Source organism: Flavobacterium sp. KY-23415 (assembly GCF_055384985.1).
Map to the genome: position 1 here is coordinate 2444364 of NZ_AP044001.1, position 11897 is coordinate 2456260.

Below are 11897 nucleotides of genomic sequence, written 5' to 3' on the forward strand. Positions count from 1 at the left end.
TTTTGAACTGTAATTTAAGATATTATATATGAATTTGTTATTGAAGATATGTTTGTTGTAAACCAATAAAGCTTGCCGAACACATTTGAAAATAACTGTATATAGTAAAGTAAATACTAATCAATAAAGAGCGGTGCTATATGTTATCGTTAAAAATAATTTTTAAAAAGATGAAAGCAAAATATTTTAATAAATCAGAAGTAGAGAAGCTGTTTTTTTTAAGCTTAAAAGAGAGAGTATATGCAAAATTGAATAATGAGACTATTCATTATGGTACAAGACAATTTTGGGTGAAAGGTTTATTTTGGTCTTTCGTATGTTATCTCTCATATTCTCTACTTTTTATAAATACTATTTCTAAAGTTGAATTTTGGTTTTTGTATTTAATTTTTCAGTTGTCTGGACTCTTAATTGGTTTTAGCCTTGGGCATGATGCTAGTCATAACACAGCTTTTAGAAGTAAGAAGAAAAACAGTGTATTACATTTTTATAGTTTTCTTACAGTTGGAATTGATCCAATGCTTTGGGGTTTGCGTCATATTCGCTCACATCATTTATATGCAAACGTGGAGGGAAGTGATATCGATATTGACAAGAATCCTTTTTTAAGATTGAGTCCAACTCATCCATGGCAGCCCAAACATCAATTCCAAGTATATTATGCACCAATTGTTTATATGTTTACTTTGTTACATTCTGTTTTTGTGAGTGATTGGGTGTATCTGTTTTCTAAAGAGTATCACTGGATGAAGAAAGGGTTTTCAAAAACAGAATTATACGGTAGGTTTTTTCTATATAAAATTTTTTATTTTTCTTTAGTTTTAATAATACCTATTTCTTTCTCGATGTTTAGTTGGAGTTTTGTTTTGACTAGTTATTTAACGGCAAGTGCTTTTACATCGTTAATTTTTATAATAATGTTGGTAGGGACACATTTTTTTGAAGAAGCGAATTACCCCGAACCTGTTGGGGAAAATTTAGAACATTCTTGGGCGGTGCATCAATTGTATACTAGTTGCGATTGGAACGCGGATAAAAGTTGGGCAAGATTTTTCAGTGGTGGCTCCAATTGTCATGCTGCGCATCATTTGTTTCCAAATATTTGTCATGTAAACTATAAAGAGATTAATCAGATAATAAGAGAGACGACAAGTGAGTATAATTTGCCATATCATCATAAAACATTGCTAGAGATGATGTTTTCTCACTTTAAACATTTGTACAGAATGGGGCAATTAAAATAGAAAGAAATGAAAAAGATAATTAAAAAAATCGGGGATAAGCTTAATGATGATTTTGAAAATTCTTGTGCTTCAGATTTGATTTTATATTCCTTTAGAATAAATAGATTACAAACTAAGTGTTTCTTGTTTTTAGAGAACTATAAGGATGAAATTGGTGTCAAAAAGAAGTTTAATATCAAAGAAAAATAAAATGAGAAATTATATACTATTTATAGTAATGATGATTAGCGGTATGTTATTCTCTCAAGATACATTAGTGAAGCCTATAACAAGAGTTTTTGCCTTTACACCAAAGCAAAACGGAATTGAAAAAGTGAACGGTATGGCTTTTGGATTAGGTATAGATGTGTTTAATGAAGGTACAATTTTAAAAGTAAATGGATTCAATCTTGAGATGAATCCTCTCTCGTTTTTGTATTTTCTCTTTGCAGGACCAAGTGATTTTTCAGTTAAAGAAGCTTTTGTAGTTAATGGACTCCATTTAAGTACAGGAAATAGACAGGAAGGGAAAATAAATGGTTTGTGTATTTCATTTTTAAACACAAATCATGCAGTTAACGGATTGTCTCTCAATTTAGCGTATAATTATGCTACGGTATTAAATGGAATGCATCTTAGTAGTTTTGCTAATTCGTGCGAAAGTGCAAAGGGACTTTTTTTTGCTATGTCAAATTACTCAAAGGTTGCTAATGGTCTTCAATTGGGAGTTTTTAATAATTCTGAAGTGTTAAAGGGCATTCAGTTGGGCGTCTTGAATAAAAGTAAAGATATTAAAGGAATTCAAATTGGCTTAATTAATTTAACAAATAAGGGAAAAGGATTGCAATTGGGATTTTGGAATGTAAATGATAAAAGATCAATGCCAATTATAAATTGGTAAACGTACAATTCGTTATTCTTTTAAAAATAATAATTATGAAACGATATATTGTAACGACTTTTCTGTTAATAATTTTCACGCAAATGCAAGCACAGATTTATGAAATTGATAGTGTTAAAATAGATAGGTTTAGAGTTGAAGCTGGTTTGTTTGTTCCAGTTGGAAATTTATCTAATAAAATGGATGTTTCTAAAGAAATTGGAGTGTATTATAGAATAAAAGCTGCTCATAAGGATATTGTAGATGTTGGCTTTAAAGGTTATTTTCCGGAGGGCTCAAAAGAATTTACTTATTATGGAAGAGACTCAATTTATGCTACTCGTTCAAAATCATTTGGGTTTATAGCGCTAACCAAGATAAATAAACATTATAATTTTTTGTTGTTTAAAAAAGAATTTATAGTAGAATGGACATCTGGAATTGGATTTAATTTTTTGTTTTTTGAAGACAAGGAAAGTCCAGAGAATACTTCTGGCACTCGAATAAATGAAGATGGAAACTCAGAAACTATAATCGATACAAACTCGAAGGCTTTAATGTCTCCTTTTCTTAGTCAAGGAATTGGATTTACTAGAAAACGAATAGGTTTAAGTGTTCAATATAATTTTATGCCCTATAATTGGTTCACAAAACGAATTGAAAGAAGTTTCGGGAACAGCGCTTTTTCCTTGTTTATTAGTTATAAAATTTAAAGAGTTATTTTATTCTACTCTAAAATAACTCTTTTTATGAATATATTCCCCTTTATTGCTATAGCCATTTATAGAAATTTCATAATCTCCCTCAACATCAGAAGTAGAAAACTCAATTGGATATTTTAAAGAAGAAACATTTGTTTTCCAATATAATTGAATTCTATAATCAGGAATTTTATCTAAATTTTCATTATTTTTATAATCTGGGAAATAATTTATTTCTTTTAAAACAGGAATGTTATAGTCTAAATTTATTTTCTTATTTAGATTACTAACATCTGTAAAATGATTGTCTGAAGTAGTAATAAAGAACAATCCGCTGTATAATTTGTTTCCAAAATAATAAGGTTTGTTGTAAATGGATATTGTTGTAACTTTACTAAATTCAACTTTTAAAAGGTCGTTAGTATTTAGAATTAGAGTTCCGTCAACAATAGTCAAAGGGTCTTCATTTACTTCAAAATTAATGTCACTATTTCTAAAATGTAGTTTGAAATCACCGTTTTTTTCGGTAAAATATACTTGGTTAATTACTTCAATAATAAATTCTTTAAGTGTTTGAAATCGAGTAATGTTATTTAAATCAAAAACCTGTAAAAGTTCATGATTGATAATGTTCTCTTTTGGCCTAAGAACGGAGCTATCTTTCTTTATTTCATAATATCCGTTTTCAATTTGTGCAGCAATAGCTCTATTCTTTATTTCTGAATGGTATCCTTTTTTTAAATAGATGGTTCCGTTATTGTTTTTTTTATAAATTGGTTTAATTTTTGGATCCAAGATTATAGTATAGTTATTGTTTTTTGTAATAGCTTCAATTGTAATGTTGTTACTGTGTAAAGGTTTAGGCAAAATGAAATAAAAAGCTCCTTTGTCATTGGTTATTGTTGTGTTTAAATATTCATTATTTCCTTTGTCTGTTAATGCAATACCGATTTTGTTTAAAGGTAATTGATTGTCAGAACTAATTATTTTACCTGAAATTATTTCTCCTTTTGTTTCGGGTAAAATTAGGAATTCATTTTTACTGTTTAGATGGTCGTTTGCGTTTTTAATTATTTCTTCTTCAATATTAATCTCGTTAGTTTTTCTAATAGAGATTACAAAATCGCCGTCAATATCAGTGGATAATTCACTAAAATTAATCGTTTCTCTTTTACTAAATTTTTTGTTGATGGCTAATTTTTTTGAAAAGGAACCAGTTGAATCTATTTCATCTTTGAAAAAAATATGTTCTATGTCGGGTTTTAAATAAGGGTTAATGATAAGTAAATCTTGCTCGGTATAATTTGATATATCTTTATTTAACATCCATTTTGTATAGGCAATTAGTTTATAATTGCCAGTATTCAATTCTGAAGGAATAAAAAATGAACCATTATCTGTACTTTTATTTAGATAATGTTTGTGAGAAAAAACTTCTTGCCCCGCTTGGTTAATACAAGTTACGTAGGCAACTTTACTTAATTCACTTAGTTTGTTGTTTGAATCTATGCAAAAGAGAGAATACAATAATTTTTCACCAGTAATAATCGTTTTCGTATTAGTAATTAATGTGATTTTTTCAGTATAATTTTGTAAATCAACAATCTGACTAAAAGCAAAATGCTGTAGTATTAATAATACTATTGTTATATGTTTTCTCATTGCCAAAAATCAGGTTCAATATTAGACGAAAATGTTGTACAGTCACCACAGGGAGGGGAAATCATAAGGTATATTCCAGTTTCTGAATCATGGTTGTAATATATAATAATGTTGTTGGTTACTCCGAATATTAATTGATTTCGTGCTCCAAAATAAGGGCTAAAAGGAGCAAGTGTAGCAAAGTTACTATCATAATCTTCTATGTCGCATTCATAGAAATAACTAGAGGAACTTTCTAAAGGGAATAGGTCATCAAAATTAAAAAATATTCTTTTCTTTGAAATTGTGCAGACATCGAAGTAGCCTACTATTTTCTCATCTGGATTGTTTGTGTTTTTGATGTTTCCTTTTATAAATCCAGGTTGAACTTGAGATAATAAACTTCCAGTTGAAGAGAGGCTTTTTAGTGTTTTATAAAAAGAGTATGCATTTGGAGTTAAAATGTATTGTTTTGCAAGTATGCTATATCTGTTTGTTATTTTTGGACTATTTTTCGGTAAAAAGTGAACTCTATAATTGTTAATGATATCGTTATTTTGGTTTTCAGTTGTGTTAATATTGATTGTTTTTGAAAAATCAGAGCTATAACAAATTTTGGTTTCTGTTGTTCTTGGTGAAACAATTAATTCTTCATTTGGACCAATTTCTAATTTATTTGGACTCCAAAATGGTGGGATAATTTTATAAGTTTCTTCAAATTCATATCTGTAGTATTTTGCTGTATTTGTTGGGTCTGTTGAATTGATATTTATTGCTACTCCAAGAATGTCATTCTCCGTTTTTTGTATGGCATTTAAAGATTCTATTTCAATGGCTGTTGGCATAGTCTCATTGGAAGAGATGTATGTGTTCCCATTGGAAGTTTGAATGTGTAGCGTGTAGTTTATATTGGGTTCTATTTTAAACTCTTCAATAGAAACATAAATATCATTCTCTTCAATAAAAAGGAACTCTAAACCTGTATTTGTTGTTATTTTTACGTTAGCTCCATGTTCAATTTTTGGAGTATTCTGTTCTAGGGGTATCGTTCTAGATAACTTTACTGTTTGTTTTTTGTACTCATTTGTGACAGTTGCCTCAACAACAAGTAAGTCTTCAAAATTTTCAGTTTCTAAAGTATAAGGTTCCGTACAGCTTATCGTTATGATGAAAATTAAATAGAATAGATGTTTTAATTTCATGATGCTAAAATTTAAAATTATAGGTAATAGTTGGAACAGGATAGGAGAAAATACTTGTTTTATAGGCTTTTATCTGTCCGTTATCAGTAATAAAGAATATGGAATGAGGATTATTTCTTCCTAACAAATTATAGACTGATATATTCCAAAAACTATGATAAGGTTTTTTTATTTTATGATTTCCTTCAATATTAATTCCGATGTCAACACGGTAATAATCGGGTATTCTGAATTTATTTCGGTCGCTATATAAAGTATATTGAGCGTTCCCGTAGGTGTAAGTTCCGACAGGATAGGTTATAGGTCTTCCTGTTTGGTAGGTGAAATTAAATGAAGCACTATATCTTTTTGTGAATTTATAATTTAGGATTGTGTTGAAATCATGAGGTTTGTCAAAATTAGAAGCAAAATAACTTCCATTATTTACAATCTTATCTGGAGTGTCTCCATTTAATTGTATTAAAGATCTAGAGTAAGTATATCCAATCCATCCGTTTAATCTTCCTTCGGGTTTTTTTAATAGCAATTCAACTCCATAAGCTTTTCCTTTTCCTTGAATCGCATCTCGTTCTATAGATTCACTGAATAATAAATCGGATCCTACTTTAAAGTCTAAAAAGTTTTCAGTTTTTTTATAATATCCTTCAAGACTAACTTGATAAAGGTCATCTTTTAAACTTTTGAAAAATCCTAAAGATAACTGCTGACCAAAGGCAGGTTTAATATTTAAATCGGCTAATTTCCATGTGTCAGTTGGTGATTGCGTAGTGTTTGATGATAATTTGTGTAAATATTGGTAGTTGGAAGTGTATGCTAATTTTACTGAAAAGGTCTCATTAAACATGAAACGTGACCCAAAACGGTATTCTAAACCGTTATAATTTTTTATAACTTCATTTTTTCTATAATTTCTAATTTCTTCAATGTTTCCAGAACTAGTTGATGCACCAGAACTGTAAATAGTTTGCGTGGCTGGACCTAATGCTAAGAATGAAGAATATCGTAATCCGAGATTGAAAGATAATTTTTTGCTCGCTGAATATTCATCATTTATAAAAATTGCGCTCTCCAGTCCTTTTTCGTCGTTTGTTTTTCTATAAGTAAGTAAAGAATTTTCGTCAATAGGTATAAGTTCACCGGGGTTCAATTGATAGAGTGTTGAATTTAAACCATAGCTAAATTTATGTTTTTCGTTATAGAAATATACATTTTTAAAAATGAATTTAGTTTCATTGATATTGAAATCGTAGTTAAATGATTCTAAATTATCAGCGACATAATCAATGCCAAAAGCATAATTACTATTGATTAATTGAAAATTAGAAATATTCTTTTTATTGAAATTATGTTTCCAGTTTAAAGAAAATGCACTGTTAGAATAATTATATAAAGAATCTGATGAAATATTAAATTTATCTTTACTGTAGTAGGCACTTGCTTCTAAAGTGTTGTTTTCGTTTATTTTGTGTTTGTATTTTAAATAGGCATCATAAAAACTTGCATCGCTTTTGTTTAAGTCTTTGTTGTCTAATTGTTTTAAAATCCACTTAGAATAGGTTGCTCTGGCACCTGCAATTAGGGTAGATTTTTCTTTTAGTATTGGAGTAGTAAAAGTGATATTTGAAGTTACAGGGCCAATTCCGCCTTCTCCTTTAAATTTTTCATAGTTTCCCTCTTTTGAATTGATCTCAAAAACGGATGCTATTCGACCGCCAAATTCTGCAGGAATATGACCTTTATATATATTTACTTCATTAACTAAATAGGGATTTACAGAGCTGAAAAAGCCGAAAAAATGTGAAGGATTATAAATTGTAGCATTATCTAAAAGGAATAAATTTTGATCATCTTTTCCTCCTCTAACATTTATTCCAGAGGAACCTTCGCTAGCAGCTTTAATTCCAGGAAGAGCTAAGGCTAATTTAATAATGTCTCTTTCTCCTAATACTAAAGGAACATTTTTTGCTTTTTCTACATTAAAGGTTGTTACGCCACTAGCTATAGTTTTAATCTCTTTGTTTTTCTCTTTTTGAACAATTACTTCATTTAAAAGAGTAATGTTTTCTTTTAATTGATAATTTAAAGTTGCATCTTTTTTTAAAATTATTTTACTACTAATCTTTTTGTAAGACATACTTATTATTTCAATAATATTTAGTCCGTCAGGAAGCTCAATTCTAAAGTAACCATCAATATCCGTTTCCGTTTTTTTGTTTCTATTAGTAATGTTTATTACAGCACCTGAAATTGGATTATTTGTTTTTGAGTCAGTAATAACGCCATCAAGAACATGGCTTTTTTTGTTAATAATTTTGTCCTGCTTTCCAATTATTATTATACGTTCAGACTCAGACTCTTGATTGTTTGTTATTTTTTCAAAGAAAAGTGGCTTAGCTTTATTTTCATTTAAAACACTATCTTTTGCTATTAAATCAAGATTTAGATCAGTATATATAAAGTTATTTTGAGTAATAATAAACTTGTTTTTATCTCTAAAAAAATTGAGGTTTGTGTCTTTAAAGATAGTATTTAAAACAGTTTCAAGATTCTCTTCATTAAAAGTTAAATTGATAATTTTACCTAAATCTTCCCATTTTTCATAGTAATAGAATTTTTGTTTTGTTTCATGTTCAATTGTAATAAAGCATTCATAAATGGTTTTGTTTTCAAAAGAAAAAGAAAATTTTTTTTCTTCGACTTTTTGAGCAAAAAAATGAGAAGTAAATACTATAAACAGGTAAGTAAATAGAAACTTTTTTTTCATTACTGTATGTTTAAATTATTAATGTATTGTGCTAATTTTTTCATGAACACTATTTCTTCTTTTTTTTCTAATGATTTGTTGGAAGAATAAAATTGTTTAATTTCTTTTTTGAATTTTGGATAAATTTCAATCCAATTTTTTTTAGAGTTTACAATAAAGTATTTATTGTCATTGATTATTGCATATTCATACTTGTTTTCAAATTCGTAATGAATAGTTTTCTCGTTAAGTTTTCTTATTTTATCTTTTTTGTGCTTTATGAGTAGTTTTAAAAAAGATAATTCAACAGCAAGTTCATAATAGCCTTTTACTATATTATCGTTCCTTATATTAATAAAAGTTTTATTGAATAATTTGAAGCCATCAAGTTTAGAAGAATTTATTATGATTCCTAGATGAGAAGTCTCTGGGTCAGGTTTAATTACTATTTCTTGAGAAAAAACATCATATTTTATTTCTAAATCAGTAAATGAAATGCCTTCAGTAAAAATAGTACCCTTAGAATAAGCTAATGATTCATTTAAAAATTGATTTTTTGTTGAAAGTACCCTATAATTGTTAGTGTATGTTATCCCATTATAAAGTAAAGAGTTTTGGATTCCAGTTTTAGATTGAACATAGTTGTTTAATTCTTCAGATGACTGAGAATGTATAAATAAAGAAGAAAAAAATAATATGAAAAGAAGTAGTCTTTTATTGTTTTTCATTTTGTTTGCTTTTTGTTTGTCAGATAAATATATGTTTTTTTATTATAACTAGTAAGGTTTTATCTGTATATAATGTTAAAATTTAATAATTTAAAATATAGTCTAAAAAAAACAAAATAGTTGCGTTAATAATTAATAAATAAAACAAAAACTCCACAATCAAATGAATGAAAGTGGAGCTTTATATGAATTAAATAATTGAATTAACCTTGAGGGGTGTCTTTCTTCTCAATTTTTTTCTCTTCCCTCGGAGGACGAGGCAATAATTGCTTGCGCGATACTTTTTCTTTGCGTGTTTTTGGGTCGATTCCTAAATATTTTACTTCAAATACGTCTCCCATTTTTACTACATCAGCAACATTTTCTGTTCTTTCCCAAGCTAACTCAGAAACGTGTAATAAAACTTCATTTCCTGGTGCTTTAGTATATTCTACTACTGCTCCAAAATCTAACATTTTAATTACTTTAACCTCATATGCTTCTCCCATTTCTGGTTTAAAGATAATTGAGTCAATTTTAGCTAATACAGTAGCAATTCCTTCAGGACTTGTTCCTAATATTTCAACAACTCCCATTTCATCAACTTCATTGATAACAATAGTAGTTCCTGTTGCTTTTTGTAATTCTTGAATCACTTTTCCGCCAGGTCCAATTAAAGCCCCAATAAATGCTCCAGGGATTGTTCTTGTAATGATTTTAGGTGCTTTTGGTTTCACTTCTGCTCTTGGTTGTGCTAAAGTTTCTACTAGCTTTCCTAATATGTGTAAACGTCCTTCTCTTGCTTGCGATAAAGCTTGTTCCATGATATCATAACGTAAACCGTCAATTTTAATATCCATTTGACAAGCAGTAATTCCGTCTGCAGTACCTGTTACTTTGAAATCCATATCACCTAAATGATCTTCGTCACCTAATATATCAGATAAGACAGCAAAATTGTTACCATCTGTAATTAATCCCATTGCAATTCCAGAAACTGGTTTAATCATTTGGATACCAGCGTCCATCATGGCTAATGTTCCAGAACATACTGTTGCCATAGAAGAAGAACCATTCGATTCTAATACTTCTGAGACTACACGTACTGTGTAAGGGCAGTCAGCAGGAATCATATTTTTAAGCGCACGTTGTGCTAAATTTCCATGACCTACTTCTCTGCGCGATGTTCCTCTTAATGGTTTTGCTTCACCAGTTGAGAAAGGAGGGAAGTTGTAATGTAAATAGAATGTTTCTTCACCTTGTTCCGACGGTAAATCAATAACGTTTGCTTCTCTAGATGTTCCTAAAGTTACTGTCGCTAATGCTTGTGTTTCACCACGAGTGAAAATTGCAGATCCGTGTGTTGAAGGTAAGTAATCAACTTCGCACCAAATTGGACGAATTTCAGTTGTTTTTCTACCGTCTAAACGTGTGCCTTTTTCAAGAATTACATTACGAATAGCTTCTTTTTGTGTTTTGTAGATGTATTTGCCAATTAGCTCTTCTAAATCAGCATTTTCTGCATGTTCTTCTTCGCTAAATAATGCTTTGATTTCTTCTTTAATTTCGGCAAATTTTTCACCTCTTTCACTTTTAGCAGAAGCTTCTTGTGCTACAGCATAATATTTGTCGTATGCGAAAGCTTTAATTTTAGCATGAACGGTTTCGTCTTCTACTTCGCCTTCATACTCTCTGTAAGCTGGTGATCCAAGTGCTGCTCTTAATTTTTCTTGAGCATCAATTTGAATTTTGATTGCTTCATGAGCAAATTTAATTGCTTCTATCATTTCAGCTTCTGAAATTTCTTTCATTTCACCTTCAACCATAGCTACAGAATCTCTAGAAGCACCAATCATCATATCTATATCAGATAAGGCTAATTGTTCTCTGCTTGGGTTGATTATAAAATTTCCATCGATGCGTGCAACACGCACTTCAGAAATTAAGTTATAAAAAGGAATATCTGAAACAGCTAATGCAGCAGAAGCTGCTAAACCTGCTAAAGCATCTGGCATAACATTTTCGTCATGAGACATTAATTGAATCATAACTTGCGTTTCTGCGTGGTAGTCATCTGGGAAAAGAGGACGTAAAACACGGTCAACAAGACGCATTGTTAATACCTCACTGTCACTAGGACGTGCTTCTCTTTTGAAAAATCCACCAGGAAAACGTCCTGCTGCAGCAAATTTCTCACGATAATCTACTGTTAAAGGTAGAAAATCTACTCCAGGATTTGCTGTTCTTGCTGAAACTGCTGTTGCTAATAACATGGCATCGCCCATACGAACAACAACAGATCCATCTGCTTGTTTGGCTAATTTTCCAGTTTCGATAGAGATGCTTCTTCCGTCACCTAAATCGATAACTTCTTGGAATACTTTTGGAATCATAATTTTTTAATTCTAAATTAAACAAAGGGTCTGTTGTGTTGTTGTGTGTAGTGTAGTTGTGTGTAACCCAATGAAAAACCAAACTTTTTTATTTACTATTTATAAAACAAAAAGGGGCGCGAAGCCCCTTTAGTTGATTATTTTCTAATTCCTAATTCTTTAATAATCTCACGGTATCTGTTGATATCCTTTTTCTTTAAGTAGTCAAGAAGACTTCTTCTTTTACCTACTAGTTTCACTAATGAACGCTCAGTATTGTAATCGTGACGATTCGCTTTTAAGTGTCCTGTTAAGTGATTAATTCTGAATGTGAACAATGCAATTTGCCCTTCAGCAGATCCTGTGTTTTTAGCTTTCCCTCCGTATTTAGCGAAGATTTCAGCTTTTACTTCATTAGTTAAGTACAT

The 11897-nt window shown here is 29.8% G+C and carries 10 protein-coding genes; 4 read left to right on the forward strand and 6 right to left on the reverse strand.

Annotation, left to right across the window (positions count from 1 at the left end; all coding sequences use genetic code 11):
- The first annotated feature begins 170 nt into the window (after positions 1–170).
- Genes ACZ49Z_RS10575 through ACZ49Z_RS10590 form a run of 4 tightly spaced genes read left to right on the forward strand, consistent with a single transcriptional unit; the run spans position 171 to position 2816 of the window.
- On the forward strand, positions 171–1244 hold the full coding sequence (locus ACZ49Z_RS10575; protein WP_464304289.1) for a fatty acid desaturase family protein: 1074 nt from the start codon (positions 171–173) through the stop codon (positions 1242–1244).
- A gap of 6 nt (positions 1245–1250) precedes the next feature.
- A complete protein-coding gene (locus ACZ49Z_RS10580; protein ID WP_464304290.1) occupies positions 1251–1433 on the forward strand; it encodes a hypothetical protein in 183 nt (60 codons plus the stop codon).
- A gap of 1 nt (position 1434) precedes the next feature.
- A complete protein-coding gene (locus tag ACZ49Z_RS10585) occupies positions 1435–2124 on the forward strand; it encodes an LA_2272 family surface repeat-containing protein (RefSeq protein ID WP_464304291.1) in 690 nt (229 codons plus the stop codon).
- A 35-nt stretch (positions 2125–2159) separates the two neighbouring features.
- A complete protein-coding gene (locus tag ACZ49Z_RS10590; RefSeq protein ID WP_464304292.1) occupies positions 2160–2816 on the forward strand; it encodes a hypothetical protein in 657 nt (218 codons plus the stop codon).
- Positions 2817–2825: 9 nt separating this feature from the next.
- On the opposite strand, the gene ACZ49Z_RS10595 is transcribed toward ACZ49Z_RS10590, so the two are convergent.
- The 6 genes from ACZ49Z_RS10595 to rpsO all read right to left on the reverse strand — a co-directional run bounded on the left by ACZ49Z_RS10595 (position 2826) and on the right by rpsO (position 11897).
- Complete coding sequence (locus ACZ49Z_RS10595) at positions 2826–4466, reverse strand: hypothetical protein (RefSeq protein WP_464304293.1); 1641 nt, start codon at positions 4464–4466, stop codon at positions 2826–2828.
- Positions 4463–5647 carry a DUF4249 domain-containing protein gene (locus ACZ49Z_RS10600; RefSeq protein WP_464304294.1) on the reverse strand — a complete coding sequence of 395 codons (1185 nt, stop codon included), beginning with the start codon at positions 5645–5647 and terminating at the stop codon, positions 4463–4465. Before ACZ49Z_RS10600 ends, ACZ49Z_RS10595 begins: the two co-directional genes overlap by 4 nt.
- Before the next feature lie 4 nt (positions 5648–5651).
- On the reverse strand, positions 5652–8411 hold the full coding sequence (locus ACZ49Z_RS10605) for a TonB-dependent receptor (protein WP_464304295.1): 2760 nt from the start codon (positions 8409–8411) through the stop codon (positions 5652–5654).
- Positions 8411–9118: a hypothetical protein gene (locus ACZ49Z_RS10610; protein ID WP_464304296.1), complete on the reverse strand. Its 708-nt coding sequence runs from the start codon at positions 9116–9118 to the stop codon at positions 8411–8413. The genes ACZ49Z_RS10605 and ACZ49Z_RS10610 overlap by 1 nt, the downstream gene beginning before the upstream one ends.
- Positions 9119–9321: 203 nt before the next feature.
- Positions 9322–11490, reverse strand: a complete 2169-nt coding sequence (locus tag ACZ49Z_RS10615; RefSeq protein WP_464304297.1) for a polyribonucleotide nucleotidyltransferase — start codon at positions 11488–11490, stop codon at positions 9322–9324.
- 137 nt (positions 11491–11627) lie between these two features.
- Complete coding sequence (rpsO, locus tag ACZ49Z_RS10620; protein WP_464304298.1) at positions 11628–11897, reverse strand: 30S ribosomal protein S15; 270 nt, start codon at positions 11895–11897, stop codon at positions 11628–11630.